The following is a 26,505-nucleotide window of genomic DNA, read 5'->3' on the forward strand; positions in this document are numbered from 1 at the left end:
AAAAGGCCTGACTCCGGTTGAATATCGAAATCAGGCCTTACAAGCCGCTTAATAAAAGTGTCCAACTTTATGGGGTCACTTCATAATGGCGCTTTAGAATATTATAATCGTTATCGAAAAAATCAATGACAACCACAACCACCGTGGCCACCACCACAACAACCTTGATTATCATCTTCTTCGTGATCGTGTCCACCACAGCCACAACCGTCATGTCCATGATCGTGACCATGTTCACCATGAATATGTCCATGAGCAATTTCTTCTTCTGTTGCTTCACGGATAGCTAATACTTCTCCGGTAAACTTCAAATCTTGACCTGCTAACATATGATTGCCATCGATAGTGATATTATCTCCATCAATTGCTGTTATTTCCACTGGTAGCGGTCCATGCTGAGTATCAGCAAAAAAGCGCATACCAACTTCTAATTCATCTACACCAACAAAAACATCTCGTGGAACATTTTGTACAAGTGCATCATTAAAATCACCATAAGCATTAATTAGCTCAACATCAAATTTATCACCGATTTGACGACCTTCTAATGCTTTTTCCAAATCTGGTAATAAGTTTTCTGCTCCATGCAAATATTCACAAGGTGCGGCTTTAGTTGCTTCATCAACCAGTACACCATCTTTAGTTCGAACTTGAAAAGCTAAACTGACAACTTTATTTTTTGCTATTTTCATTTTTTCTCCAATAAACTTTTATTGAGCAAATTAAGGTAGATTTTAACGGAAAAAATCTAATCTGTATGCTATTTTCTTCTGAAAAAATTTGAGGTGAAAATTAGAAGATTCCTTTTGAATCTTCAGTAAGATTTTTTGAAAAAGCGATGCTTAAATTGGTTAATATTTGTAATATGTCTACTAATATTTTATATTGTTTTGTATAAATCTGTCATTGCTAAATTAAAGTTATTCTGTTTTAGAAATTAATCATTCATAGTTGTAATTAAATAATTTATAGATGACTTATTTAATTAATTAAAAATTTGAAACTAACTAAAAATGATAAGGAGTGATTGTGTTAAATATAAATCAATATTTTAATGGTAAAGTGCAGTCCATTGGTTTTCAAAATGCCTCTCTTGGTCAAGCTTCTATTGGAGTAATGTTACCTGGTGAGTATATTTTTAGCACCGACAAACCAGAAGAAATGACCGTGATTACTGGTTCATTAAAAGTACTATTACCTACAGCAAAGGATTGGCAGATTTTTGAAGTAGGGCAGGTTTTCCATATCGCAGGAGAAAGCCAATTTGATGTTGTAGTTGTAGAACCTACTGCTTATTTGTGTCGATATTTAGCAAAATATTAAATTTCCCATAATATTTTTGCAATATTTAATTCATCAGTTTTAGTTGGTGGTAGACATAAATATAAGCGACTATCCGTTTTTTAGCTGATTTTTATTTTGCTATGAAATATTCTCCCGTAATTTCACGGGAGAATAACGGTATTGGGAACTATTTAAGTTCTAACTCATTCATTGCTGCGATACTAAATCCGCCATCGACGTGTACCACTTCACCAGTAATTCCTGATGCAAGGTTTGAACATAAAAAGGCTGCTGAATTACCTACATCTTCTATTGTTACTGTACGACGAATAGGAGTAACCGATTCGCAGTGAGATAACATCTTTTTGAAGTCTTTAATGCCTGATGCGGCAAGTGTACGAATTGGGCCTGCTGAAATTGCGTTAACACGAACTCCTTCTGGTCCCATGGCGTTTGCCATATAACGAACATTTGCTTCAAGTGAAGCTTTAGCTAATCCCATTACATTATAGTTAGGAATTGCGCGTTCAGCACCAAGATACGAAAGTGTTACTAATGCTGAATTTGGATTTAACATTGATCGACATGCTTTTGCCATAGCAACAAAGCTATAAGAACTAATATCATGTGCGATAGCGAACCCTTGACGCGTAACCGCATTAACATAATCACCATCTAATTGGTCACCAGGAGCAAAAGCGATTGCATGCACAAATCCATCAAATTTGTCCCATGTTTTTGCTAATTCAGTAAAAAGTTCAGTGATGCTTTCATCATGTGACACATCACATGGTAAGACGATTTTAGAACCAAAATCCGCTGCAAACTCTTCAACGCGTGTTTTTAATTTATCATTTTGATAAGTAAAAGCTAATTCAGCCCCTTCACGATGCATAGCTTGTGCAATACCATAAGCAATAGAACGATTACTGGCAACACCAGTAACTAGTATGCGCTTACCTACTAAAAATCCCATAATTTTTCCTCTAATATTTTTACTATATAGTTTAGGATAGTGATGATTATATGTTGATAAAGTTAACTTCGCCACAAAAATTCATTTTTTGATTGGTTGTTTTCAGATCCATAGCTTAAAACAAGCGTTGTTAATTTTATTAATAGTTGACTATAATAGTAAACTATTATTGTTTGTAAATGGTGAAATTATTATGGAAAATTTAGTTTGTTATAAAACGTTACCCGTTTGGAATGTTAAAACACTACCACAAATGTTTTGCGAACAACACAATACACAAGTTGGAACATGGGCAAAATTGACAATTATTGCTGGTTATTTAGATTTTGAGTTATTAACTGAACAAGGTGAAGTTTTAACTCGGCACCATTACGATATACAACACCAACCTCCATTTATCGCACCTCAGCAATGGCATCGTATTGCTGAAGTTTCTGATGATTTACAATGTCAATTAGCTTTTTATTGTCAACCCGAAGACTATACACATAAAAAGTATCAAATGACAAAAACACATTCTGAAGTAATATCTGCTTGCCATATTGTACCGGTTGGAAAAGCACTCGATCTTGGTTGTGGTTCTGGACGTAATTCTCTATATTTACAGCTGTTAGGGTTTGATGTTGATGCAGTTGATAAATCCGAATTAAGTATAAATAATTTAGAGCAAATTATTAATAGTGAGCATTTACCTCGCATTAATGCTGATGTTTATGATATTAACCAAGCTAATTTACAAGGTGAATATGATTTCATTATTTCTACTGTAGTTATGATGTTTTTACAATCAGACCGAATTGCAGACATTATTGATAATATGCAATTAGTTACTAAATCAGGTGGATATAATTTAATTGTTTGTGCTATGTCGACTGAAGATTATCCTTGTCAGGTTGGATTTTCATTCACATTTAAAGAGAAAGAATTGCTTCATTACTATCAAAATTGGGATATTTTAAAGTATAACGAAGATGTTGGTGAATTACACAAAACGGATATTTATGGTAATCGAATTAAATTAAGATTTGCTACACTTTTAGCTAAAAAACGATAAATATTACAGGATAGCATCCCGTAATATTAATATGTTTAAATTGTTATTCGTTTACATTGAGTCTTTCACCAACCTCAAACCAAGCTTTACGAGAATTTAATAGATCTTGTGCTGACATAGGTTTTTTACCCGCAGGTTGTAGCAGTGTCATATTTAATGCTCCTTCACTGGTTGCAATACAAATTCCAGTTTTATCTGCCTGCAAAATGGTACCAACAGGTTTATTGTGATTAATTGCAATAGCTTGTGCTTGCCATACTTTAACCAATTCATTATTAACTTCAAAATAACTTACAGGCCAAGGATTAAAGGCTCGTACACAGCGCTCAAGTTGCTGGGCAGAAAGATGCCAATCTAATTTGGCTTCTTGCTTTGACAGTTTTTTAGCATAAGTCGCTTGCGAAGGATCTTGTTTTTCAGGGTGAATATTGCCTTCACTGATTAAATCTAGTGTTTTGAGTAAGGCCTTTGGACCAAGTTTAGCCAATTTATCGTATAATGAAGCGCTTGTATCAGTTGGTTCAATGTTACAGTTTAGTTTATATAACATATCACCAGTATCAAGGCCTGCATCCATTTGCATAATGGTTATACCAGTTTGTTTATCACCAGCCCAGCAAGCTCGTTGAATTGGGGCTGCTCCACGCCATCTTGGTAATAACGAACCATGCACATTTAAGCAGCCAAGTTTTGGCGTATCTAATACTGATTGTGGCAAAATCAATCCATAAGCTACAACAATCATAATATCAGCATTAAGATCACTAATGATTTTTTGATCTTCTGATGATTTAAGCGTTGCCGGTTGATAAATCGGAAGATTATTTTCTAACGCCAATTGTTTAACCGGACTGGCTGTTACTTTGTTGCCACGTCCAGCAGGACGGTCAGGTTGTGTAAAAACTGCAATCACATTATGATTAGAGTCAATTAATGCTTTTAAATGAGTGGCTGCAAAGTCAGGCGTACCGGCAAAAATAATATTTAACGGTTTAGTTGTCTGTTGCATAAGTTTTATATCCATAATAAAAAATAATGATTATAGTTGAAATTTCGTTGAGAATCTTTAAACAAAAAAGGTGCTATTATTTATTACTGAAAGCACCTTATTATCATATAGGGTTGTGTTGTATAAAATTAGTAGCAAAATTATAAAGGTAGGTTACGTTTAATCATTGCTTCTTTATAGGTATCGAAAACTTTATGTTGCAATTTTAAACCATATTGATAAAAGATCCCAAATATAAAAAATGCCCACATTGTATTATCTTGATTTTTTTTGGACATATTGTAGTTTTTTGTTAATTCCTCATCGCTCATTTCTCCTGATTCAACAAGTTTTATAATTCTTTGGCAATAAAGCTTATTCATAAGTCCAACAAATGTTGCTAAACCGATAAAAATAGCGGCAACAACGATAAGAGCCATAATAGTTTGTATGATATCACTCATTTTTTAACACCTTTATCTTCCTATAATTCAATTAATTATTTTTAATAATATATTTTTCAACCAATAAATTTTAACAAAACGTTTGTTATAAGCAATCAAAACATCATTAATTTTTAAAATGGAAAAAATATAGGTACTAGAGCAATGTCTACTACCATCACCAAAAATGTTAATGGTACGCCAACTTTAACAAAATCAATAAAACTGTATCCACCAGGCGCAACAACCATGGTTTTAACTGGCGAAGAAACAGGTGTAATAAATGACGCAGATGTTGCAATGGCGACAGTCATGGCAAAAGGATAAGGTGAATAATTAAATTTTACTGCTAAATCAATTGCGATTGGAGCAATCAAAATTGCAGTTGCAGTATTAGAAATAAATAACCCTACTGTTGAGCATAATAAAAAGATAAAGGTTAATACTATGTATGGACCAAAAGATCGTAGATGAATTTCTAGCCATTCAGATATTAGCGAAATTCCTCCCGTTTTATTTAAAGCTACAGCAAAAGGCATCATCCCAATAATTAAAATCAATGTTGGCCAATGAATGGATTTATAAGCATTGGCCATGTCAATACAACGAGTAGCTCCCATTAATAGACAGGCAATAAGTGCAGCAACGACATTTGGTACAATACCTGTTACCATCAATAGAATCATTATCGCCAAATTTATTAAAGCTGCGGGGGCTTGTGAGCTTGCAGGAGCGATATCGTCAATATCTGCAGGGTAATCTAAGACCACAAAATCATTAGTACGTGTCTGCAGTTTTTGAATTGATCCCCAATCTCCACAGACCAATAATGTATCACTCATTTCTAAACGTTCTTGGAATAAGTTATTTGTTTCAACTGGAGCGTGATTGCGCCAAATACCAATTACTGTTAGAAAGTATTTTCCTCTGAAATCTATTTCATTGAGTGTTTTACCACATAGTGTTGATTCTGGTAGTAGTGCAACTTCGGCCATGCCAACTTCTTTAACTTGTTCAGAAAAATATTCACCGCGTAAAATTTTAGGTTCCAGATTATTTGTTGTCAGAAATGTTCGGTAATCGGCTTCTGAATGCGACATATCTAATAATAAGATATCATTTTCACGAAATTCGGTTGAACCATTTACTGGTATTAATACTTTATGAAATTTACGCCAACGTTCAATACCGATAACATTAACACCATGTTTAGTACGCAAGTGTAAACCATCAATCGTTCGTCCTACAAAAGGCGAACCGGCCAGTATTTGTGCGCGGTGAGCACGACCAATTAATTTATAGTCTCGAATTAAATCAGTTATTTTTCGTCTTTGTGGTTGAATATTAGTTGGTGTAACCTGTTCTGCAGTAAGCAACCAATTGCGTGTTAATATACAATAAATAACGCCAACAATTAAAACACCAATACCAATTGGCGTAATTGAGAAAAATCCAAACTCTTCAAGTGCGGCACGACTTAGTTCACTATTTACTACTAGATTGGGGGCGGTGGCAACCAATGTCATCATGCCACTAATTAATGCTGCAATACAAAGAGGCATCATTAGTTTTTTTACATGAATACCTGTATGATTAGCAATACTAATAGCAACAGGAATAAAAATAGCAACAACGCCTGTTGAGCTCATCACTGAGCCAAGTAAAGCGACGCCTAACATGATACAAGTGATAATACGAATATCATTTTGGCCAGCTATTTTCAGAATATATTCGCTCATCTTGTATGAAATACCCGTTCTTACTAGGCTTTCACCAATAACAAAAAGTAGTGCAATTAAGATAATATTGGGGTCACTAAATCCAGATAGTGCTTCAGCAGGCGTTAACACACCTGTCATGGTGATAGCCGTAATGGTAAGTAGTGCAATTATGTCCATTCTTAACTTGCTAAGTGAAAATAAGATAATGGCAATAAATAGCAATATACAAACAATGATGAGAGGATAATATTGGGTTAAATAATCAGGCAAAAAAGCAGCAGTAAATGACATTAAGCCATGCTCAGATGACAAGTTTTTCACAAAAATAACTCAATGAAGTAGGTTTTATTTTATACATAATACCTTGATTTATTGTAATAGGGAATATTTTCTATTGCTGTTTATTTAACAATAATTGATCATTTATTACCTATTTAACATTTTTTGCTATTTTTTCATAACTCATTCGCTTTAACAAAACTTAGGTGTAATTTACTGAAATTAACTTATTCAACCGATAACCCTTGTTTAGGAGAGAATATGTCATCAAAGAAAACAGTTGCACAAATTATAGTTGATATTTTAGGTGAAGCAGGTGTTAAACATTGTTATGGTATTGTAGGCGATACATTAAATCAAATTACCTCGGCTATTAAAAAAAGTGGTATTGAGTGGGTTCATGTACGCCATGAAGAAGTTGGTGCTTTTGCTGCTGGAGCAGAGGCTTATCTTACCGATCAAATTACCGCTTGTGCTGGTTCTTGTGGACCCGGTAGTTTACATTTTATTAATGGTATTTATGAAGCACAAAGAAATAGAGTACCCGTTATTTTATTAGCGAGTCAGTTAATTACTTCGCAACAAGGAAACGATTTTCCACAAGAAGTTGATTTTGAAGCAGTATATAAAAATTGTTCTGTATTTTGTCGGGAAATTAGTGATGCTACTCAAGTAAGAGAAATCACTACTGCGGCTATTCAAGCAGCTATTAATCAACGCGGTGTTGCGGTGTTGGTGATTCCTTATAATATTAGTTTAGAGAAAGTAGAAGATAAATGTGGTCACAAGATTTATCATCCTAAACCAATAATACGCCCATCAGATAAAGAGTTGGCTGAAATTGCAGATATTATAAATAAAAATCAAAAAGTGACCATCTTTGCTGGTCAAGGCGTATATGATGCTCATAATGAGCTTATTGCATTTGCCGAAAAAATAAAATCTCCTATTGTACATACCTCTAGAGGTAAAGATTTTGTTGAATATGATAATCCATATAATGTCGGTATGACTGGAATGTTTGGTGTTAAATCAGGAACGATGGCAATTAAAGAGTGTGAAGTTCTTATTCTGCTTGGTACTGATTTTGCGTGGTCTCAATTTTATCCAAATAATGCCACAATTATTCAAATTGATATTGATGCAACTCACTTAGGACGACGTCATCGAGTAAATGTTGGTGTTGTTGGTAGCAGTAAACCAACTTTAGCTGCTTTGTTACATTTAGTTAACGAAAAGCATGATACTAAGTTTTTAGAAACATGCCGAACATTGTATAGTAGTGCTATGAATAAGTTGAATAAAAAAGCATTACCCTCCAAATCTACTATCCATCCCCAATATTTAACTGAATTAATTGATAAATATGCAACCGATGATGCTGTGCTTTGTGCCGATGTTGGTTCGGCTATGGTTTGGGCTTGTCGACACTTTAATACTAATGGCAAAAGACGAACTGTAATTAGTTTAAAACATGGCACCATGGCCAATGCTATGCCACAAGCTTTAGGTGTTCAAAAAGCGTTTCCTAATCGTCAAGTGATCACCTTATCAGGTGATGGTGGTATTAGTATGTTATTGGGCGATTTATTAACGACAATCCAAGAAAAATTACCGATAAAAATAATTGTACTTAATAATAGTTCACTTAACTTTGTAGAATTAGAACAAAAAGTAGAGGGTTTGGTTAATCACTATACTGATTTACAGAATCCAAATTTTGCCAAAGTAGCGGAATCGATGGGATTATTTTCAATAAGAGTTGATGATTCAGATTTACTTGAAGCTGCAATGCAATCATTTTTAACCCATAGTGGTCCAGCGCTTTTGGACGTTAAAACCAGTACGGATGAACTTGTTATGCCACCTGAGATAAAGGCTTCGCAAGTCATGGGGATGGCACTTTATAGTATGAAAGCTTCTTTGAGTGGGAAAATAGGTGATGTAATGAATTTATTGGTTGATAACTTTATCAAGAAATAATTTATAAAGTTATTATTAATAATTTTTGTCAAAAAGTTTCAGGTTAAGGGTACGTTTCAGTATATTTTTACTGATTTCTGCCGCATATTGCGGCAGAACTATTAATTTAGAAACTTACTGCACCTTCTTCAGCAGAAGTTAAATTTTCCCGAATAATAGTAAACAGTTCTCGTCCATAACCAATATGTGAATTTGATAAATCAAAGCGATGAGGTTGGCGCTTAGCTAGCTCTGTCTCGTCTACTAATAACGTTATTTCGCCAGTCTGTCCATTAACTCTTATCATATCTCCATTTTTTATTTTACTTAATAAGCCACCATCATAGGCTTCAGGTGTTACATGTATTGCTGCCGGTACTTTACCTGATGCCCCTGATAATCTACCATCGGTTAACAAAGCAACCTTATATCCTCGATCTTGCAAAACTCCCAATGGTGTTATCAATTTATGCAGTTCAGGCATACCGATTGCTTTAGGGCCTTGATAACGAACTACTACTACACAATCTTTATCTAACTTGCCGGCTTTATAGTCATCATCTAAGTCATATTGACTATTAAAGACAACGGCAGGAGCTTCAATGATCTGATGTTCTGGAGCAATAGCTGAAGTTTTCATTACTGCTCTACCAATGTTGCCTGACATTACTTTTAATCCACCATGTGAATTAAAAGGTTTTTTTATTGATGTAATAACATTTTCATCTAATGATTGATTTGGACCCTCTCGGAAAATAAGTTTACCATTTTCTAAAATTGGCTCTTTGATGTAATGGCTCAATCCTCGTCCCACAACCGTTTCAACATCTTCGTGTAATAAACCACCTTCAAGTAATTCTCTAACCAATAATGAAGTCCCACCTGCAGCTTGAAAATAGTTAATATCAGCAGGCCCATTTGGATAAATTCGACATAAAAGTGGTATGACTGTTGAAAGTTCTGAAATATCGTCCCAATTAACAATAATGCCGGCAGCTTTAGCTATTGCCACTATATGCATTGTTAAGTTAGTTGAACCACCCGTTGCAAGTAATGCAATTAAGCCATTAACGATGACTCTTTCATCAACCATTTTTCCAATAGGCATATAATTACCTGATTGCTTAGTCAGGCGAGTAATCTGTTTAGCTGCTGCATTGGTTAATTCGAAACGTAAAGCTGTTTCTGGATTGACAAATGCAGATCCTGGCAAGTGTAATCCCATTAATTCAATCACCATTTGGTTACTGTTTGCTGTTCCATAAAAAGTACAAGTACCACTAGAATGATAAGATGCAGCTTCTGACTCTAATAAATCTTCACGCGAGGCTTTTCCCTCAGAGTAGAGTTGACGAATACGAACTTTTTCTTTATTTGATAGTCCAGATGGCATTGGTCCTGCGGGTACAAAAATTGCGGGCAGATGACCATAGGTTAAAGCTCCAACTAATAAACCCGGTACAATTTTATCGCATATGCCAAGATATAATGCACCATCAAACATATTATGTGAAAGACCCACAGCAACCGACATTGCAATGATATCTCGGCTTATTAATGACAGCTCCATTCCTGGCTCACCTTGAGTTACTCCATCACACATTGCTGGTACTCCCCCTGCCATTTGTCCAACGGCTCCAACTTCATTTAATACTTTGCGAATTTGTTCAGGGTAGAGTTCATAAGGTTTATGCGCTGAAAGCATATCGTTGTAAGAACTAATAATACCGATATTACTTTTCAAAATATTTTTTAAATCATTCTTATCTTCAATACAGCAAGCTGCAAAACCATGTGCTAAATTGCTACATGGTAATTTAGAGCGGGTGACTTTATTAAGTGTTGCATCTTCTATTTTTTGCAGATAGGCTGTGCGAGTAGCTTTGGAACGTTCAATAATTCGCTGTGTTACATTTTTGACAGTTGGATTCACATTAACCTCTTGTATAATTTTATTTTATATTCTATTTATCGCGCTGGCATATAGTGCATATAACTTGTTGGGTATCATGCACAACTCTTTCTAATGGTTGTTCTATATTGACGATATACACATCTTTTTCATCAGCGGCTGGTTCTTCAAGAGTGTCAAATTGCGATTGCAACATCCCTGTTTTTTGATAATGCCCCTTTCGTTTTGCTAAACGATCAGCGATTACATCATAACTACCTTTTAAATAAATAAAGTGTACATTTTCGTTTTCGCCACGGATGATATCTCTATATTTTCGCTTTAAAGCTGAGCAGATGATAATAGAAATATCATTAACGTTGCTCATTGCAAATGCGGCATTACTAATCAAATTAAGCCAAGGAAAACGATCTTCGTCATTTAATGGTGTTCCACTACGCATTTTTAAGATATTCGCTTTAGGATGTAAAAAATCACCATCAAGAAATGCTGCATCAAGGTTGTATGAAACTTGTTTGGCAACTGCGGATTTACCACTGCCAGAAACCCCCATTAATACAAAAACTTGTTTATTATTTTTCGTCACAGTGGCTCCTTAATTGAAATGTTGTTACGGGTAACATTTTTACATATTAGGTTTTTTTTTCAATTTAAAAAACTCCTTTTTGTGATCATGATCATATTTTTCCTCATAAACATAAATAATCACGAAATTAAGTTTTGATCTTTATTTTAAAAAATAGATTTCGATCACAAAAATATAAAAGTCTGTTTGCTTTTTAATTCGAAAGTAAATAATCTTTCGTTATATATTTTGTTTTCGAAAGTAAAATGAAAGAATTTAATAGAAGTACAACAATGGAGATTAAATATGAACAAGTGTCAGCTTCTTTTCGAAGACAAGCTCAAATTTGACAATCAGCAAGAAGTATTAACTTATATTAGTGAGCATTTACAGCAAAAAAAAATTGTCAAAAAGAGCCATTTAAAAGCTTTAATTGAAAGAGAAGCTTTATTTCCAACAGGTATTGCCCTTGATGGTTATGCTGTAGCGATTCCACATTGTGAGGCTGAACATGCTAATACACCCGCAATTTTTATTATTCGCACTCAAAGTCCAGTCGCTTTTAATCGAGCTGATGATGACTGTACTGTTGATGTTTCCCTCATTATTTCATTAGTTGTAACTTCCCCTGAAGATCAACTTGATTTGTTGAAAGCACTTTTTTCAAATTTACAAAATAAAAAATTCTATCACTTCTTATTAAAAGCGCCACAAGATGAAATTACAGAGCGTTTTAGTAAAGTGATATTTAATTAAAAAGTTATTTAGGAGGCATTATGAAAAAGAAGATTATTGTTGCATGTGGTGGTGCAGTTGCAACATCAACTTTAGCTGCAGAAGAGATAAAAGATTTATGTAAAGAAAATAATATCGAATTAGATCTTATTCAATGTCGGATTAATGAAATTAACACCTTTATTGATGATGTCGATTTAATTTGTACTACAGCAAGAATGGATCAGACTTTTGGTGATATTCCAATTGTACATGGCATGCCTTTTGTTTCAGGTGTTGGGATAGATCAGCTAAAAGATAAAATTTTATCTATATTGAAAGGATAAATCTATGTTTACTGAAATTATGCAGTACATTTTGGATCTTGGTCCATCAGTAATGTTACCCATTGTCATTATTCTATTTTCATTAGCATTAAGAATGAAAGTGGGTGATGCTTTAAAAGCGGGCATTCATATTGGTATAGGATTTGTTGGTATTGGTTTAGTTGTTGGTTTACTAACAAGTTCAGTTGGTCCAGCTGCTCAAGCTATGGCCGAAAGATTTGATATCAGTTTGAATGTGGTTGATGTTGGATGGCCAGGTGCTGCGCCGATGACTTGGGCATCACAAATAGCCTTGGTTGCGATACCTATTGCGATCGCAGTGAATATTGTCATGTTATTGGCAAAATTAACACGAGTCGTTAATGTCGATATTTGGAATATATGGCATATGACATTCTCTGGGGCACTTGTTTATATTGCAACAGGTTCCTACTGGTTAGGTATTGCAGGTGTTATTGTTCATGCCATTATTGCGTATAAATTAGGTGATTGGTTTTCTAAAGATACTAAAGAGTTTTTTGAACTTGAAGGGATTGCCGTTCCTCATGGTACATCAGCTTATTGTGGTCCAATTGCGGTGTTTGTCGATGCTGTAATTGAAAAAATACCAGGGATTAATAAGATTAATTTTAATGCTGTAGATATGCAAAAACGGTTTGGTGCGTTTGGTGAACCAGTAACGGTTGGTTTATTTATGGGCATTATGTTAGGACTTTTAGCTGGATATGGTGTGAAAGAAACATTACAACTCGCTATTCAGACAGCTGCGGTAATGTTATTAATGCCACGTGTAATTAAACCGATTATGGATGGCTTAACACCAATATCTAAACAAGCTCGTAAACATCTACAATCAAAATTTGGTGGACAAGATTTTCTCATTGGTTTAGATCCTGCCTTATTATTAGGACATTCAACAGTTGTTTCTGCTAGTTTAATTTTCATACCACTAAGTATTTTTATTGCCATTATTTTACCAGGCAATGAAGTTTTACCATTTGGTGATTTAGCTACTATTGGCTTTTTTATCGCAATGGGTGTGGCTGTTCATCAAGGTAATTTGTTCAGAATCATTATTTCAGGTTCAATCATTATTGCTATCACGCTTTGGATTGCTACACAAATGGTTCCTTTGACAACTCAACTAGCAATCAATGCCGGTACTGTCACTGATGGTAGTAGTATTAGTGTAGGAGCAATGGATCAAGGTGGCTCACCAATTACCTATATTATGGTTCAGCTAGTGAACTTAAAACAACCTATTGGCTTTGCTTTTATTGGATTGTTTTACCTCTTCTGCCTATTTTTAACATGGAAGCGAGCTAAAAGATATGAGCTATTTTTAAAAGAACAACAAATAGCACAATCAGGTGAAATAAAAAAATAGCCCATAAATCGTATAAATAAATGTAGTTTTAAGGCTTTCACTGAATAAGCAGTGAAAGTCATCTCTCAAAATAATTTGATTACTAATTAAGGAAAATAAAATGAAAGCGGTTATTGTCAATGAAGGGGGATCTCTATCTATAGAAGATATTGACATACCCAAAATTACATCTCCAGATCAAATTTTAGTAAAAGTTGCTTATTGTGGATTATGTGGATCCGATATTCCTAGAATCTTCCATCATGGAGCACATTTTTACCCTATTACGCTTGGACATGAATTTAGTGGCACTGTCATTGAAATAGGCGATGATGTAACTGAGTTTGACATTGGTGATTTAATTTCTTGTGTACCATTGTTACCATGTTTTAAATGTGATGAGTGCCAAAAGCATTACTATTCACTTTGTAAAAATTATACTTTTGTGGGTTCAAGAATAACAGGAGGTTTTGCTGAATATATTGTATTAAATAAAAAAAATGCATTTAAATTACCAAAACAGGTAAGTGCTCTTGAAGGCGCCTTTTTTGAGCCGATGACAGTTGGAATGCACGCACTATTATTAGCGGGTGGCTGCCAAAATAAACATGTCGTAATTGTTGGCGGTGGAACAATCGGTCTGCTTGCTATGCTTTGTGCCAAGGCAATGGGTGCGAGTTCTATTACCGTTTTAGATATTAATGATGAACGACTAAATCTTGCAAAACGACTAGGTGCTGATGCTACTTATAACTCTAAAAATCTTAGTTCTGATGAAATTTATCAAGCTTTATCTTACAATCGTTTTGATCAAATTGTATTAGAAACAGCTGGTTCGCCAATTACTGTCAGATTAGCCATTGAAATTGCTGGCCCTAGATCTAAAGTGGGCTTGGTTGGTACTCTCCATAATGATTTTACCTTATCAGAAAAAACGTTCGGTCTTATTTTACGAAAAGAGTTACAAATTTTAGGAAGTTGGATGAACTATTCTGCGCCATGGCCCGGTGAAGAATGGATATTGGTAAGTCAGTTTTTTGTAGAAGGTAAAATAAATCTTAATGAATTAATCGCTGTGATTGGTGATTTTAACACATTTATTCATAAAGTTAGCGATTTAAATGGGCATTCAATGAATGGCAAAATTTTATTAAATTGCAGTTAAAAGTTTGCTGTAGATTAACTATGAAAAATGAAAGCTTATCTTTTGATTTTGTTTGTTATACACTGCTTAAAAATTTTCGAAAAAGGAAATAATATGAATGCAAGTGAAAGACGTCAACAGATAATAGAATTTCTTAATATGAAAGGAACAGTATTAGTCAGTGATTTATCGGAACAATATGAGGTTTCAGAAGTCACTATCAGAACAGATCTTCGACTATTAGAGAAACAAGGTGAGCTAACACGATTTCATGGTGGCGCAACAAAAATCATCAATAATAATGATATAAAGTCATTTAAAGAGTTGCAGTTAGAAGAACGATATCAGCGATTTATTGAAGATAAAAAACGAATTGCAATTGAAGCAGTAAAACATGTTAAACAAGGCGATACTGTTATTTTAGATAGTGGTAGTACTACTATGTTAATAGCCGAAGAGCTGGTTAAATTAAAAAACATTACTGTTATAACAAATAGTCTTACCTCTGCTTTTATACTCTCTGATAATAGCGACATAATGTTATTTATGTGTGGTGGGACACTTAGGCATAAAACCCGATCTTTTCACGGAAAAATTGCTGAGCAATCGTTAGATGGTATCTCTGCTGATATTTTATTTGTTGGTGCAGATGGTATAGATGCAAAACGAGGAATAACAACCTTTAATGAAGGGTACACAATTAGCAGTGTGATGGCTAATACCGCAAAAAAAGTAATTGCAGTGCTAGATTCATCTAAGTTTGGACGAAATGGCATTAATGTGGTTTTACCACTAAATAAGCTTAATACTATTATTACAGATATCAATGTTGATGGTAAATGTAAGCAGGAATTTGGAAAACAGGGAGTTAGTTTAATCGCTGTTTAATATTTCGATTGATAATAGGGTACCTGATTAAAGTAGGTTTAATTGATCTAACGTTTTTTAAAAGATAACGAATTACAGTTTAATAATTTATGAATTGTTTCCATACTTGCTTAAAATGAATTCTATCTAAAAAGTGATCATTTAAGATTGTTGTTTCTCCCAACAATATTAATTTGTAGGTGAGAATATGATATTAACAATTACGATGAATCCTTCGGTGGATATATCATACCCATTAAATAAATTAATTATTAATGATATTAATCGGGTATCTAATGTAAAAAAGACCGCTGGCGGTAAAGGGCTTAATGTTACTAGAGGAATTAAATTTTCAAATATATCAGTATTAGCCTCTGGTATTATTGGTGGAACAACTGGGAATTATATCCAAAAACAATTAGATGAAGATAATATTGATTATGATTTTTATATAACAAAGCAGGAATCAAGAAACTGTATTGCCATTTTACATGAAGGAAACCAAACCGAAATTTTAGAATCAGGTCCTGTGTTAGAGCTTCAGGACGCTAATCTTTTTTTAAAACACTATCAAACGTTGCTTGAGAAAGCAGATCTTGTGACCATTTCCGGATCATTACCTCAGGGTTTTCCCATCGATTTTTATGTAAGTTTAATTGAACAAGCCGATAGGCATCAAATCCCTGTTTTGCTTGACGCTTCTGGAAAAATGCTTCATGCAACACTCGTTTCCGAACATAAACCTTATTTAATAAAACCCAATAAAGAAGAATTAAAACAAGTCATCCAAATGGATATTGATGACAGTGATAACAATTCATTAATTAGAGCACTTAATCATCCTCTGCTAGATGATATTCCTTTCATTATTATTTCGTTAGGTAAAAAGGGTGCGTTTGCTCGTTGTCATGACCAATTTTATCAAGTCACAATTCCTAAAATTAATGTAGTTAATCCCGTTGGTTCAGGTGATGTCACATTAGCGGGTCTTGCGGTAAGTTTACACGAAAGCGAATCAGTAGACAGTATGCTGAAACGAGCTATGACGATGGGTATGTTAAATACGATGGAATCACAGACAGGTTTTGTCAATATGAGTAACTATGACCAATACTATCAACAAGTTAAAGTTAAAAAAATATATAAATCATAAGGTTAATTAGGAGTAAATTATGTATCTTATTTCCAGTCAAGAGATGTTAAAAAAAGCTCAGCGAGAACATTATGCCGTTCCCGCTTTTAATATACACAACCTTGAGACAATTCAAGTTGTAATTGATACAGCAAAAGATATGCAATCGCCTGTCATACTTGCAGCAACACCAGCAACGTATAACTATGCCGGCACACAGTATTTGATCAATATTTGTAAAACTGCGGCACAAATCCATCATTTTCCATTTGCGTTACATTTAGATCATCATGAAAACCTGAGTGATATTAAAACTAAAATCGAGGAAGGTATTCGTTCAATTATGATTGATGCTTCTCATTATCCATTTGAAGAAAACATTGATATTGTCAGTAAAATGGTGGCATTTAGCCATAAATATAACGCAAGTGTTGAAGCTGAGCTGGGCCGTTTAGGAGGGCAGGAAGACGATTTGGTTGTTGATGATAAAGAAAGCGCATTTACCGATCCTGATGCAGCCAAAGAGTATGTAGAACGTACAGGAATTGACTCTTTAGCTGTGGCAATTGGATCTGCTCATGGCTTATATAAAGGGGAACCTAAGCTTGATTTTGAACGGTTAGCAAAAATACGTGACAAAGTTGAAGTTCCTTTGGTACTACATGGTGCTTCGGGTATTCCAGAAACAATGGTGAAAAAATCTATTTCATTGGGTATTTGTAAAGTGAATGTCGCAACAGAATTAAAAATTGCTTTTTCTGATGCTTTAAAACAAGATTTTAAAATTCATCCTGATGCTAATGATCCTAGGCATTATATGCAACCAGCTAAATCAGCAATGAAAAAAATTGTTGAAGAAAAGATTCGTATTTGTGGTAGTGCAGGGAAATTATAGTATGCAAGCAAAGGGTATTTTATTTGATTTAGATGGAACATTAGTCAATTCATTACCAGCAGTTGAGCGCTGCTGGTTAGTATTTGCTGATCGTCATAAACTTAATCATTCATATGTATTAAAAACCATTCATGGTCGTAAAGCTATCGATAATATAAAACTATTTTTGCCTAATAAACCAGAAAGTTTTATCGAACAAGAGTATCGTTGGATGGAACAATTAGAGACTCAAGATATAAAAGATATTGATGAAATATCTGGAGCCAGTCATTTCTTACGGCAATTATATTCACTTAATATCCCTTGGGGAATTGTAACCTCAGGTACAAAAAAAGTAGCTAATTCTCGTTTTGCTATTCTCAATGTAACTAAACCAAAAGTTTTTATTACAGGTGAGATGGTCATTAATACTAAACCCTCTCCTGACGGTTACTTACATGCAGCAAAATTACTTGGATTACCTGCTGATCAGTGTATTGTTTTTGAAGATTCTAAAGCAGGTATTGAATCTGCATTTAATGCACAATGTCAAATTATTAGTGTCAACTGTCCTAATTCATTTGATAATAATTGTATGATACATATTGATTCTTTTGACGAGCTAGTAATAAAAAAATTAAACGAGAACGATTTTGAAATATTAAAAAGCAATATATAAAACATAATTGATAAACTTATTTATTGCTTTAATTAAGTAATAGTTTAATCCCAAAGTATTTTTGCCGTGTAATTATTGATAATATGTTCAACACTTGCCTGATTTGAACATATTATCAATGGAGTTATGCATTATTTATTTATATTGCCGATGATTTGTTTAAAGGTCGAAAATGAACAAAAACCCATTGTATTAGTTGGACAATTTTCCATTGCTAACGTTACTTTATGGGGTGGATTGTTACGATTTAATTGGGTTAAATTTCGGATTTGATCGGTTGATTGATAAAAATATTCAATTTTCATCAACGCTTCACCACTATGATTATCACGCCATTTTTGAAACACTATTTTGCCACCAATTGGTGTCGTTTCAAATTGATCAGGTAGTGTATAAGATTTAATTTTTAGTGCTGAAAATAATGATGCTACATTTGAATCATGACCGACTAAAAAAGTAAATTTGGTATGATTTTTTTCTGAGAAAGTTTGATTAATATAGTTAATTAAATTTGCGGCAACCTGTTTAGCAATAACGGGTGAACCAAATAAAATAGTATTGTAATATTCTTTTATCGCAACTAATTGTTCAAATTGTTTATTGTTTTTTATTTTTCCCCAAGCAATATCTTGCAATGGAGCGCCTTCATAATATTGTAAAATAAAAGCATCAGCGATTGATGTCCCTGTTCGAAGGGGACCGGTTATGCCGGGTTCTTTGCCTTTTTCAATAATAATTTTGGTTGGTAAATCGGTAAAATCACACTGTTTATCGACCAAACAATTAGTTGATTGGGTATAATTTATGATATTAGACAGATCTTGATAGGTGTTATTAAGTTTTTGATTTAACCCTTCAATACCTTTCGCATGAGCAGTTTGGTTGATTGAAGTGATTGCTGCTTGTTTAAATTCAGGATTATCATCACTAATCACAGGAAAAAATACGGGATCCATAGTACCTAATTTTTCCTTATGAATAATTGGTACAATACAACCAGGAAAAGCACCAACTGTAAAGTACTGACCCGTTGCAATAGTACGTTGTAAACTGTTGGTGTAAATATACACTTCATTTTCACTTGGGCAGGTATTTTCGGTTAAAAGTTTATTATCAACCAACCATTCACTAAAGTAATGACCAAAATAGCTTTCTAATACCCCGCCGCGAGTAGTCAAATAACTGGCAGGAGTATCCCATTGTGGCCATTGATTGGGTGTAATTTTACCAAGCGTGCTTGTTGGACTGGCAAGAGGAGCTCTTAAACCATGTCGACTAAATACGACTACTTGTTCTAAAGTATAATTGTCTAATGTCTCTATTGCTTGTGCAGAAAAAGATAAAACAAAAGACAGACCTAATATTATTTTTAATTTTCGCATAAATAAAAACCTCTTAATTAACTTTTAAAGAGATAATATCACCATGATATTTCTGTTATAAGTGGTCGGTGATCACTTACAATTCCTTTAATTAAGTAGTGCGCTTTTACACTATTAATATCCAAATTTTTGATAAAGGTGTGATCGATTTCGACTTGTCCTTCTCCATCATCATCCCACATATTGCCTGAAGGAAATGAGACTTTATTTCCTATTTTTTCTAATCGAGTCCAATGTGAAGTTAAATATTGCATTAGCGTGTTATCTTTACCATGATCTATGGTTGAATTAACGTATTTAGTTGGTGAACTATTGCTTGGAGTAGTATTAAAATCACCTGTCACTATTAGAGGTAATGTTGATGACTTAACATAGTCAACAATGGCTTGTGCCTGTAATATTCTTTCTTCAAGTGATCTATAAAGATGTACTCCTATAACATTTAGTTTTTTGCCATTAATATTAACTGTTGTCATTAATGAGGTTCTTGGTTCAGGACCATCTGGTAAAGGAATATTATATGAATCAATAATAGGGTAACGACTAATAATTCCCATGCCATATTGCCCTCCATCATAATCGAAAAATGCTCCAAATTTGTAATACTTTAAATTGGCTAATTTGGCAATTTGAGCTAATTGATCAACATTGTTGGTTCTTTTGGTTTTATCATCGACTTCTTGCAATACAATAATATCTGCCCTTTCTGTGATTATTTTATCGGCAATACTTGCAATACTAATTGTTCCATCATGTTGTTCACTATGATGTATATTAAATGACATAATTTTGATTAACTCTGCACTGGCAATGTTACTTATACATTCTAATAATACTATAAAAGTTACAAAAATAGATTTGATAAACATTTGGACTCCTAAGAAAGGAACACCGTTGATTCTTACTTTGATAAAAAAGTTTATGGATTTTTAAATCAAAATATCGGTAAGATCTGCTGATGTTTGATAAACAATATTACCATTTACAATAGTTGCCATTAGTTGATTATTCGCATTTAATAGAACTAGATTAGCTTGTTTTCCAACAGCAATATCACCCAAGTAATGATCTATACCTAATGCTTTTGCTGGATAAGAACTACCATGTAACCACGCTTGTTCAAATGAAATATTCGCATAATCGGCAAGATTGGTAACTGCACGATTTATCGTTAGAGTACTTCCTGCTAATCCCCCATCTTCTGTACGTACAACATGATCTTGTACATGTACTTTTAATTTACCCAATTGATAATCACCATCAGACATCCCTGTTGCTCTCATTGCATCGCTAATTAATAATAAGTTTTTCCCACAACATTTATGGGCAATATTAACTGCTGCAGGATGTACATGATGACCATCTATGATAATTTCAGTTTGACAATTATCTATTGTTAGGGCTGCACCAACTACGCCAGGATTACGATGATGCAAACCTGACATGCCGTTATAACAATGTACTACACCACTTGCACCAGCAAGTAGTGCCGCTTTTGTTGTTTGATAGTCCGCATTGGTATGTCCAATCATTACCCTGATATTTATTGAACGTAACCATTCTATAATTTCTAATGCATTTGGATACTCTGGAGCAAGAGCTATACACTTTAATGTGCCCTCAGCAAGATCTAACCATTTTTCTATAAGGTTGCGATCTGGGGCATGTAGTAGCGTTTCTGGATGTGCTCCTTTATGTACAGCATTAAAAAAAGGTCCTTCTAGATATGAACCTAATAAAGTTGCACCAGCGACTCCTTGCTTTATGCTATGTTTTACTTGTATTAATGCTGACTCAATTTTTTCATGACTTTCTGTAACGGTTGTAGCTAAAAAAGCACCAATACCATGTCGTGCTAAGAAACTGCTCATTGTATTAAGAGCTTCATGGGTTGCATCCATTGTATCTGCGCCCATTACGCCATGAATATGGGTATCTATTAGTGCAGGTAACACCTTGATATTGTTTGAAAAAATCTTATTTGTTTGTTCAATTTTTATAATCTTCCCATTTTTAATGGTAACCATTGCATTTTCTAACCAACCAACGGGGGTTAGAATTTGCTTAGCATGTATTGTTTCAAATTCCATCTGAATATTCCTTTTTATCAATTGATTTTTTGATGTTTTCATCCCATAAACTGGTTATGCTAGATTTTGCAATATCTAATGCTCTCAGACGGAAACTTTCAGCATCTAATTCATCTCGTTGTAATAACATTTCTAATAAAATAGGTAAATTGGTACCACTAATTATCTCAACATTATTAAATTGATAGCTTAACATTGCAGATAATCGAAATGGAGAACCACCTAAAATATCAGTAAAAAATATTACGCCATCACCTTTATCGCACTTTTTTAGCGCATCAGTCAGTTGTTGCTCTAACACTTCACTACTCATCCCATCAGGGAAATTAATAGCAGTAAATTGTGCTTGTTTTCCAATAATTTGTACTACCGCTTCATAAAGGCCGGTAGCAAAGCTACCATGGCCTGTTAAAATGATACCCAACATAACTAACCTCTATAAGCATCCAACTAATTTACCTAATATGCCAATTACCACGGTTAAACCAATTAATTTTACAGGTGAGAAATTACGTTTCATTAAATAATAGACAATTAATGTAAATCCTAATGGTAATAAATTTGGCATAAGTTTATCTAGAACATCAGTTTGTAAAGCAATATGAGCCTTACCTGCATTAATCTCTAATGGTGTGGATAAATGTACATAAGAGGCTACAAGTGCACCAATAACTGTCATGCCGACAATTGATGCTGCATGTGAAATGCGTTTGGTATGGGTTTTCAATAAGGGTAATGCGCTAGTACCAGCATGATAACCATAATGAGCAAGACCAAAACGTAATCCAAAATGGACTAAATTAAACATTAATAAAAAAATTATTGGACCAAAAAAACTATTTTCTAGTGCTAATGAAGCACCAATTCCAGCACAAATAGGCAACAATGTTAACCAAAATAATGCATCACCAATACCACCTAAAGGCCCCATTAAGGCAACTTTAACTGAACGAATTGTTGAAATATTTTCTTTGCCTTTTTCCATAGCTAAAACTAAACCAGACAAAAAGGTAACATCGAAAGGATGGACATTGATAAACTCCATATGCATATGCATAGAGTTTTTTAAGTCATCTGAATTTTTATGAATTTTTCTTAACGCAGGTAAAATAGTATAAAGCCAACCACCAGCTTGCATACGTTCATAATTGAATGAAGCTTGTAGAGCTAAAGAACGAAATGCCATTCGATTAATGTCAACTTTAGTTAATGCTACATTTTGGCTTTGATCAATATAAGTATCGGTTGATACTTTACTTGTTGCTAATGCTTGTTCCATGCGTTTTTCTGCTTTAGCAGCCATTATGCTATCATTTTCGTCATTAAATCCCATCTTCTACCTCCACAGAACTTGCCCGTACTGATTTGTTATTGTCGTTGTTAACTCGGCTATAATTAAAGAAATCAATCATTGCAATTGCTAAAGCGCCTAATGCAATTGCTAATATTGGTAAGTTAAGGTATGTCACGCCAAGGAAACCTAAAATGAAATAGGCAATATAGGTTTTTTTCATCATAATCTTCATTAACATAGCAAAACCGATTGCGGGCATCATTCCACCGGCAACGCTTAATCCATCAAGTAACCATTGTGGTGATTTTTTTACTAAATCTGTTGCTACATCAGCACCAAAGTAAATTGGTAAAAATGCGACAATGAAATAAAAGCAAAACAGGATAATCATGCCAAGGTAATTGACCCACTCAATACCTTTGAAATTAAGTTGATCAACATAGCGATCACATTTGTGCATCATTGGTGAATAGATAGTAAATAAAATAGTGATGCAACCTTGTACCGCTATAGCAAATGGAACGGCAATACCAATGGCAACTTTAGGATCGGCATGAGTTAAAATTGCAAAACTTGTACCAATTACGCCACCAATAACAACATTAGGTGGTTGTGCTCCAGCCAATGGTACCATTCCCATCCAAACAAGTTCTAATGAACCACCAACATATAATCCTGTTTTTATATCACCTAAAATCAATCCCACTAAAGGACCAATTACAATAGGTCTATGTAAATGAGTTAGACCATCGAATAAATCTACACCAGCGATACCTGCTAGTAATCCAATTAATAATGCATCGATTAACATAGTTTGCTCCTAGGTTAGGATTGATCAATTAGATCTATTATTTTTTCACCAGCCTCATCTGGTACACGGCGAATCTCACACGTTACACCTAATCGTTCAAGTTCTTTAAAAGCAACGATATCTTCTTTATCAACAGATACTGTTTTATGAATTTGTTTTTTTCCTTCCGAAAAATGCATATTACCTACGTTAACAAATTTGATAGGTACGCCTCCTTTAACGAGAGTTAAAACATCTTGTGGTGTTTTACAAACAATAAATATTTTTTGTCGTTCTGCTGCTTTGCCAATAATGTCGATGGTTTTTTGTAAAGTAAAATAACGGGTTTGTATTCCTTCTGCGATAACCATATCCATAAGATTTTGTTGAACAGGATCTTGTGCAGCATTATCATTAGCAACTAATAATAAATTAGCCCCAAGTGCATTGACCCAAGTTACACCAACTTGACCATGAACTAAGCGATTATCAATGCGTGTCATAAGAATATTCGGAGTGCTCATATGTTTTACATCCTTCGTTTTGTGATAATGGGATACTTTAAATTTAGTCAAATGGGTAAATAGTAACGCCTTTTACCACTCGATTAACTTCACCTGTTGGACAAGGATTATCAGGCGTTAATCCATGATTTAATGATTTCTCAAATGCGAGCATCTGGGCAAAAACAAGATATGGGAAGATCAGCCAGCAATCCGCAAAATTACTATTTACTGCAAGTATATTTTGTTTATCGGTACTATTTTTTCCGCTTAACGCAAGTACATCCATTGCGATATGGTCATTAACTAATTCATTTAATAAATCAGTGTCATATTGATTAATATAATGATCGTTAGAGAAGAAACAGATGACTAAACTTTGTGAATTAATCATGAATTTAGGACCATGGCGTAAGCCTAAAATAGAATCAAATCGAGAAGCTATTTTACCCGCTGTTAATTCAAGAATTTTTAATGCAGACTCTTGGGCGATACCAGTAAAACAACTACTACCGACATAGATAACTCTTTCATGGTTTTTATGTGCTAATTGTTTAGTTATTTTCTGCCAACTTTCTATTTTTTGTTCACAAATATTAGCAATTTCCATTACTGCCTCATGTGCTTCTACATGATCAATATTTCCCAAAAGGAGTAATGTTGCAAGTATCATACTACTAATACTTGACGTCATAGCAAAACCTAAATCATGAGCACCTTCTGGCATAACCAGTGGAAGAATACGGTTTGATGAATTGTTATTAGTCGCATAATCGGTTAAAGCACAGTTTGGATTACATATTAAAAATAAGTGATGACAATCAGAAACTAATTGATCTGCTAATTTAACTGTTGCCACACTTTCAGGACTATTGCCTGAACGAGCAAATGACACCATTAATGTTTTTTTATTTGGTGAAAGATATTGTAGTGGGTCAGCAACAATTTCAGTTGTACCATAGGCATGAACATTTCGATGGGTATGCTCTCTTAACCAAGGTGCAAGCGCAACGCCCCCAAAAGCTGATGATCCAGCCCCAGTCAAAATAATTTCTAAATTTGGATCCGCCAGTAAAGGTTCTAAAAATGTTTGTAATTGAGCTCTGTTTTGTTCAATTAATTGTAATAAATCACGCCAAATTTTAGGTTGTTGACAGATTTCTTTAGCAGTATGTTCTGCGCCGTGTTTTTTTAGCCAATCTAATGAATAATTTAAATTCTGTTGCATAATTTCGATCCTGCCTTTTGAATAATGATATGGTTAAAAATGAGATCATTTATGTATCTGCAATTTCCACATTAATTCCTAGTGAATGTAATTGCATTAAATGGTCTTTGGATATTTTTGAATCAGTGATTAGAGTGTTAATAAGATTAATTTTTTCTATCGTGCAGAAACTTTTTCGACCGAATTTTGTTGAGTCTGTTACTGCAATAATTTGTTCAGAGACTTGGCACATTACTCTATTAACTGAAGCTTCACCAAAATTTGGAGTTGTAATACCTGCATTGAGATCAAATCCATCAACACCTAAAAATAATTTATTAAAATGGTACATTTTTAATTGTTGCTCAACAGTAGAACCTGAAATAGAGTAAGCTTTTTTTCTAATATTGCCGCCAGCAATAATCACCTCAATATTTGTATTGATTGATAATTCATAAGCAATGTTAATCGCATTTGTAAAAACGACTAAATTCTGTTTTTTACCTAAATGTGGCACCATTGCAGCGGTTGTTGAACCTGAATCGAGAATAATTCGATCGCCGTCATTTACCATTTCGGCTGCTTTTTTAGCAATCTTATTTTTTATAATTGAATTAATGCGGCTTTTATCAAATAAAGGTCTATCAAAAGCAAAAGTTTTATTTATCATTGCTCCTCCATAAGAGCGTAATACACAGCCTTTTTGCTCTAAATGGCGAAGATCATTACGAATTGTGACTGTAGAGACTTTAAAAAGTTTGCTCAATTTATTCACAGACACGGTATTTTCTTTACCCAGTAAATGAATAATTTTTTCTCGACGTTCAAGAGTGTTCATAATTTCATTAGTCATAAAGTTACAACTTATTAATCTTTCATTTTGTTATTAAATTTGAACACGTGTAAGGGATTGAAAATGATAAATAAGTCAC

The 26,505-nt window shown here is 34.0% G+C and carries 27 protein-coding genes; 11 read left to right on the forward strand and 16 right to left on the reverse strand.

The features are described 5' to 3' along the window. Positions 1–122: 122 nt before the first annotated feature. Positions 123–692, reverse strand: coding sequence for a peptidylprolyl isomerase (slyD, locus tag H3T96_RS07035; protein ID WP_086325948.1), 570 nt, complete (start codon positions 690–692; stop codon positions 123–125). Positions 693–1,029: 337 nt separating this feature from the next. Between slyD and ppnP the strand changes: the two genes are divergently transcribed. Next, positions 1,030–1,323, forward strand: coding sequence for a pyrimidine/purine nucleoside phosphorylase (gene ppnP, locus H3T96_RS07040; protein WP_039131519.1), 294 nt, complete (start codon positions 1,030–1,032; stop codon positions 1,321–1,323). Positions 1,324–1,471: 148 nt separating this feature from the next. On the opposite strand, the gene fabI is transcribed toward ppnP, so the two are convergent. Continuing rightward, on the reverse strand, positions 1,472–2,260 hold the full coding sequence (gene fabI / locus H3T96_RS07045) for an enoyl-ACP reductase FabI (RefSeq protein WP_086325947.1): 789 nt from the start codon (positions 2,258–2,260) through the stop codon (positions 1,472–1,474). Between the two features lie 193 nt (positions 2,261–2,453). On the opposite strand from fabI, the gene tehB reads away from it, so the two are divergent. Beyond that, positions 2,454–3,314 (forward strand): SAM-dependent methyltransferase TehB, encoded by an 861-nt coding sequence (tehB, locus tag H3T96_RS07050; protein WP_144092025.1) that lies wholly within the window; start codon positions 2,454–2,456, stop codon positions 3,312–3,314. 43 nt (positions 3,315–3,357) lie between these two features. Here the strand turns inward: tehB and fmt are convergent, their stop codons facing one another. The 3 genes from fmt to H3T96_RS07065 all read right to left on the reverse strand — a co-directional run bounded on the left by fmt (position 3,358) and on the right by H3T96_RS07065 (position 6,757). Then, positions 3,358–4,323, reverse strand: coding sequence for a methionyl-tRNA formyltransferase (gene fmt / locus H3T96_RS07055; RefSeq protein WP_144092024.1), 966 nt, complete (start codon positions 4,321–4,323; stop codon positions 3,358–3,360). Between the two features lie 140 nt (positions 4,324–4,463). Next, a complete protein-coding gene (locus H3T96_RS07060) occupies positions 4,464–4,766 on the reverse strand; it encodes a hypothetical protein (protein ID WP_065738263.1) in 303 nt (100 codons plus the stop codon). A 113-nt stretch (positions 4,767–4,879) separates the two neighbouring features. Beyond that, entirely contained in the window at positions 4,880–6,757 is a 1,878-nt protein-coding gene (locus H3T96_RS07065; protein WP_086326036.1) for an SLC13 family permease, read from the reverse strand. Positions 6,758–7,006: 249 nt separating this feature from the next. On the opposite strand from H3T96_RS07065, the gene H3T96_RS07070 reads away from it, so the two are divergent. Beyond that, a complete protein-coding gene (locus tag H3T96_RS07070) occupies positions 7,007–8,728 on the forward strand; it encodes a thiamine pyrophosphate-dependent enzyme (protein ID WP_144092023.1) in 1,722 nt (573 codons plus the stop codon). Between the two features lie 106 nt (positions 8,729–8,834). Here H3T96_RS07070 and edd read toward each other — a convergent pair whose 3' ends face one another. Both edd and H3T96_RS07080 read right to left on the reverse strand, forming a co-directional pair. Continuing rightward, the gene (gene edd / locus H3T96_RS07075) at positions 8,835–10,640 is read right to left on the reverse strand and encodes a phosphogluconate dehydratase (RefSeq protein WP_086326032.1); all 1,806 of its coding nucleotides are present in this window, start codon (positions 10,638–10,640) and stop codon (positions 8,835–8,837) included. Between the two features lie 31 nt (positions 10,641–10,671). Continuing rightward, positions 10,672–11,172 carry a gluconokinase, GntK/IdnK-type gene (locus tag H3T96_RS07080; RefSeq protein ID WP_065739123.1) on the reverse strand — a complete coding sequence of 167 codons (501 nt, stop codon included), beginning with the start codon at positions 11,170–11,172 and terminating at the stop codon, positions 10,672–10,674. A 318-nt stretch (positions 11,173–11,490) separates the two neighbouring features. Here H3T96_RS07080 and gatA point away from each other — a divergent pair, with 318 nt between their 5' ends. The 8 genes from gatA (at position 11,491) to H3T96_RS07120 (ending at position 18,307) form a co-directional block, all read left to right on the forward strand. Beyond that, on the forward strand, positions 11,491–11,940 hold the full coding sequence (gatA, locus tag H3T96_RS07085; protein WP_144092022.1) for a PTS galactitol transporter subunit IIA: 450 nt from the start codon (positions 11,491–11,493) through the stop codon (positions 11,938–11,940). A 20-nt stretch (positions 11,941–11,960) separates the two neighbouring features. Then, positions 11,961–12,245: a PTS galactitol transporter subunit IIB gene (gene gatB, locus H3T96_RS07090; RefSeq protein ID WP_065603261.1), complete on the forward strand. Its 285-nt coding sequence runs from the start codon at positions 11,961–11,963 to the stop codon at positions 12,243–12,245. Positions 12,246–12,249: 4 nt separating this feature from the next. Then, a complete protein-coding gene (locus H3T96_RS07095) occupies positions 12,250–13,632 on the forward strand; it encodes a PTS galactitol transporter subunit IIC (RefSeq protein WP_144092021.1) in 1,383 nt (460 codons plus the stop codon). A 100-nt stretch (positions 13,633–13,732) separates the two neighbouring features. Beyond that, positions 13,733–14,776 (forward strand): alcohol dehydrogenase catalytic domain-containing protein, encoded by a 1,044-nt coding sequence (locus H3T96_RS07100; protein WP_144092020.1) that lies wholly within the window; start codon positions 13,733–13,735, stop codon positions 14,774–14,776. Between the two features lie 93 nt (positions 14,777–14,869). Continuing rightward, positions 14,870–15,643: a DeoR/GlpR family DNA-binding transcription regulator gene (locus tag H3T96_RS07105; RefSeq protein WP_065738271.1), complete on the forward strand. Its 774-nt coding sequence runs from the start codon at positions 14,870–14,872 to the stop codon at positions 15,641–15,643. Positions 15,644–15,830: 187 nt separating this feature from the next. Further along, complete coding sequence (locus H3T96_RS07110) at positions 15,831–16,775, forward strand: hexose kinase (protein WP_144092019.1); 945 nt, start codon at positions 15,831–15,833, stop codon at positions 16,773–16,775. A gap of 19 nt (positions 16,776–16,794) precedes the next feature. Next, positions 16,795–17,649, forward strand: a complete 855-nt coding sequence (locus H3T96_RS07115) for a tagatose bisphosphate family class II aldolase (protein WP_086307892.1) — start codon at positions 16,795–16,797, stop codon at positions 17,647–17,649. 1 nt (position 17,650) lies between these two features. Continuing rightward, positions 17,651–18,307, forward strand: a complete 657-nt coding sequence (locus tag H3T96_RS07120; protein WP_144092018.1) for an HAD-IA family hydrolase — start codon at positions 17,651–17,653, stop codon at positions 18,305–18,307. Between the two features lie 131 nt (positions 18,308–18,438). Here H3T96_RS07120 and agp read toward each other — a convergent pair whose 3' ends face one another. From agp to agaR, 9 genes are read right to left on the reverse strand one after another with little or no spacing between them, the layout of a single operon-like run. Then, on the reverse strand, positions 18,439–19,689 hold the full coding sequence (gene agp, locus H3T96_RS07125; protein ID WP_144092017.1) for a bifunctional glucose-1-phosphatase/inositol phosphatase: 1,251 nt from the start codon (positions 19,687–19,689) through the stop codon (positions 18,439–18,441). Positions 19,690–19,727: 38 nt separating this feature from the next. Then, the gene (locus H3T96_RS07130) at positions 19,728–20,558 is read right to left on the reverse strand and encodes an endonuclease/exonuclease/phosphatase family protein (RefSeq protein WP_144092016.1); all 831 of its coding nucleotides are present in this window, start codon (positions 20,556–20,558) and stop codon (positions 19,728–19,730) included. A gap of 60 nt (positions 20,559–20,618) precedes the next feature. Then, complete coding sequence (nagA, locus tag H3T96_RS07135) at positions 20,619–21,779, reverse strand: N-acetylglucosamine-6-phosphate deacetylase (RefSeq protein WP_144092015.1); 1,161 nt, start codon at positions 21,777–21,779, stop codon at positions 20,619–20,621. Then, entirely contained in the window at positions 21,769–22,206 is a 438-nt protein-coding gene (gene agaF, locus H3T96_RS07140) for a PTS galactosamine/N-acetylgalactosamine transporter subunit IIA (RefSeq protein ID WP_039129092.1), read from the reverse strand. The genes nagA and agaF overlap by 11 nt, the downstream gene beginning before the upstream one ends. Before the next feature lie 9 nt (positions 22,207–22,215). After that, positions 22,216–23,112 carry a PTS system mannose/fructose/sorbose family transporter subunit IID gene (locus H3T96_RS07145; protein ID WP_144092014.1) on the reverse strand — a complete coding sequence of 299 codons (897 nt, stop codon included), beginning with the start codon at positions 23,110–23,112 and terminating at the stop codon, positions 22,216–22,218. After that, positions 23,102–23,884, reverse strand: coding sequence for a PTS N-acetylgalactosamine transporter subunit IIC (gene agaW, locus H3T96_RS07150; RefSeq protein ID WP_144092013.1), 783 nt, complete (start codon positions 23,882–23,884; stop codon positions 23,102–23,104). Before agaW ends, H3T96_RS07145 begins: the two co-directional genes overlap by 11 nt. Before the next feature lie 14 nt (positions 23,885–23,898). Beyond that, positions 23,899–24,387 carry a PTS N-acetylgalactosamine transporter subunit IIB gene (agaV, locus tag H3T96_RS07155; protein ID WP_039129101.1) on the reverse strand — a complete coding sequence of 163 codons (489 nt, stop codon included), beginning with the start codon at positions 24,385–24,387 and terminating at the stop codon, positions 23,899–23,901. A 43-nt stretch (positions 24,388–24,430) separates the two neighbouring features. Continuing rightward, positions 24,431–25,594, reverse strand: a complete 1,164-nt coding sequence (locus H3T96_RS07160) for an SIS domain-containing protein (RefSeq protein WP_144092012.1) — start codon at positions 25,592–25,594, stop codon at positions 24,431–24,433. Between the two features lie 49 nt (positions 25,595–25,643). Continuing rightward, complete coding sequence (gene agaR / locus H3T96_RS07165; protein ID WP_086326018.1) at positions 25,644–26,426, reverse strand: transcriptional repressor AgaR; 783 nt, start codon at positions 26,424–26,426, stop codon at positions 25,644–25,646. Between the last annotated feature and the right edge of the window lie 79 nt (positions 26,427–26,505).

The sequence above is a fragment of the Gilliamella sp. W8136 genome (assembly GCF_016101285.1).
GTDB lineage: Bacteria > Pseudomonadota > Gammaproteobacteria > Enterobacterales > Orbaceae > Gilliamella > Gilliamella apicola_N.

Excerpts from the sequence above, each read along its gene's own strand:
- nagA (WP_144092015.1), bottom strand. The coding sequence starts at position 21,779 with ATGGAATTTGAAACAATACATGCTAAGCAAATTCTAACCCCCGTTGGT.
- slyD (WP_086325948.1), bottom strand. The coding sequence starts at position 692 with ATGAAAATAGCAAAAAATAAAGTTGTCAGTTTAGCTTTTCAAGTTCGA.
- H3T96_RS07070 (WP_144092023.1), top strand. The coding sequence starts at position 7,007 with ATGTCATCAAAGAAAACAGTTGCACAAATTATAGTTGATATTTTAGGT.
- H3T96_RS07080 (WP_065739123.1), bottom strand. The coding sequence starts at position 11,172 with ATGGGGGTTTCTGGCAGTGGTAAATCCGCAGTTGCCAAACAAGTTTCA.
- H3T96_RS07100 (WP_144092020.1), top strand. The coding sequence starts at position 13,733 with ATGAAAGCGGTTATTGTCAATGAAGGGGGATCTCTATCTATAGAAGAT.
- H3T96_RS07095 (WP_144092021.1), top strand. The coding sequence starts at position 12,250 with ATGTTTACTGAAATTATGCAGTACATTTTGGATCTTGGTCCATCAGTA.
- gatA (WP_144092022.1), top strand. The coding sequence starts at position 11,491 with ATGAACAAGTGTCAGCTTCTTTTCGAAGACAAGCTCAAATTTGACAAT.
- agaR (WP_086326018.1), bottom strand. The coding sequence starts at position 26,426 with ATGACTAATGAAATTATGAACACTCTTGAACGTCGAGAAAAAATTATT.
- agp (WP_144092017.1), bottom strand. The coding sequence starts at position 19,689 with ATGCGAAAATTAAAAATAATATTAGGTCTGTCTTTTGTTTTATCTTTT.
- H3T96_RS07110 (WP_144092019.1), top strand. The coding sequence starts at position 15,831 with ATGATATTAACAATTACGATGAATCCTTCGGTGGATATATCATACCCA.
- H3T96_RS07160 (WP_144092012.1), bottom strand. The coding sequence starts at position 25,594 with ATGCAACAGAATTTAAATTATTCATTAGATTGGCTAAAAAAACACGGC.
- gatB (WP_065603261.1), top strand. The coding sequence starts at position 11,961 with ATGAAAAAGAAGATTATTGTTGCATGTGGTGGTGCAGTTGCAACATCA.
- H3T96_RS07130 (WP_144092016.1), bottom strand. The coding sequence starts at position 20,558 with ATGTTTATCAAATCTATTTTTGTAACTTTTATAGTATTATTAGAATGT.
- H3T96_RS07120 (WP_144092018.1), top strand. The coding sequence starts at position 17,651 with ATGCAAGCAAAGGGTATTTTATTTGATTTAGATGGAACATTAGTCAAT.
- fabI (WP_086325947.1), bottom strand. The coding sequence starts at position 2,260 with ATGGGATTTTTAGTAGGTAAGCGCATACTAGTTACTGGTGTTGCCAGT.
- fmt (WP_144092024.1), bottom strand. The coding sequence starts at position 4,323 with ATGCAACAGACAACTAAACCGTTAAATATTATTTTTGCCGGTACGCCT.
- H3T96_RS07065 (WP_086326036.1), bottom strand. The coding sequence starts at position 6,757 with ATGTCATTTACTGCTGCTTTTTTGCCTGATTATTTAACCCAATATTAT.
- agaW (WP_144092013.1), bottom strand. The coding sequence starts at position 23,884 with ATGTTAATCGATGCATTATTAATTGGATTACTAGCAGGTATCGCTGGT.
- H3T96_RS07105 (WP_065738271.1), top strand. The coding sequence starts at position 14,870 with ATGAATGCAAGTGAAAGACGTCAACAGATAATAGAATTTCTTAATATG.
- H3T96_RS07115 (WP_086307892.1), top strand. The coding sequence starts at position 16,795 with ATGTATCTTATTTCCAGTCAAGAGATGTTAAAAAAAGCTCAGCGAGAA.
- agaV (WP_039129101.1), bottom strand. The coding sequence starts at position 24,387 with ATGAGCACTCCGAATATTCTTATGACACGCATTGATAATCGCTTAGTT.
- tehB (WP_144092025.1), top strand. The coding sequence starts at position 2,454 with ATGGAAAATTTAGTTTGTTATAAAACGTTACCCGTTTGGAATGTTAAA.
- H3T96_RS07060 (WP_065738263.1), bottom strand. The coding sequence starts at position 4,766 with ATGAGTGATATCATACAAACTATTATGGCTCTTATCGTTGTTGCCGCT.
- H3T96_RS07145 (WP_144092014.1), bottom strand. The coding sequence starts at position 23,112 with ATGGGATTTAATGACGAAAATGATAGCATAATGGCTGCTAAAGCAGAA.
- agaF (WP_039129092.1), bottom strand. The coding sequence starts at position 22,206 with ATGTTGGGTATCATTTTAACAGGCCATGGTAGCTTTGCTACCGGCCTT.